The sequence below is a fragment of the Allokutzneria sp. NRRL B-24872 genome (assembly GCF_002155965.1).
Classification (GTDB): Bacteria; Actinomycetota; Actinomycetes; order Mycobacteriales; family Pseudonocardiaceae; genus Allokutzneria.
The window spans coordinates 1-668 of the sequence record NZ_MUMH01000262.1 but is presented as its reverse complement, the minus strand read 5'-3'; the positions used below and the strand labels follow the sequence as shown (position 1 = coordinate 668).

1 pseudogene is annotated in these 668 nt (G+C 70.1%); it reads right to left on the bottom strand.

Annotated features, from left to right (window positions below):
* Positions 1 to 668 (bottom strand): annotated as a pseudogene (locus tag CCN37_RS40445) (glycosyltransferase family 39 protein); the annotation flags it as partial.

The window sequence follows — 668 nt, the reverse complement described above, 5'->3', positions numbered from 1 at the left end:
GGCCTGCTCCTTGTTCACGGCCAGCACGAAGCTGCCGCCGAGCGCTGACGCGGGCAGGAGCGGCAGCGCCACGAGCACGGACGCCACGACCGAGACGAGGGCCCCGGCGCCGTTGAGCAGCCGCGCCGACATGGGCGTGCTCCGCGAGAACCACTCGGAGGCGGAGCCCGCGCCCGCCGCGACCAACAGCAACAGCAACGGCATCGAGTAGTACGGTTTTCCGCCCAGTACCAACAGTTCCACGCAGATCACGAGGTAGCTGACCGGCAGCGCGCGGGCCCAGCGAAGCTCAGGTTCGCGCCACAGTCGCCGAATGCCCGCGAACCACACCGGGACGAGCACCGGCAGCAGGTACACCAGTTGCAGCGGGATGAACATCAGCCGGTTCTCGCCACCGTCCTGCGAGCTGATCCCCGCCGCCACGGTCAGCTGCGGGAACCCGTGCGCGATCTGCCAGATCACCAGCGGAGCCGCCAGGACCGCGGTCACGCCGACCCCGGCGGCCAGCCACCACGTGCGCAACACCGATCGAGGGCCGACGAACAGCACCGCCGCGCCCAGCGCTGAGACCAACAGCAGCACCAACCACTTGTTCGCGAGTCCGACTCCGATCACCGCGCCGATCGCCAGCCACAACCGCCCGTCGCCGGTGCGCAGCAGTCGCAGCA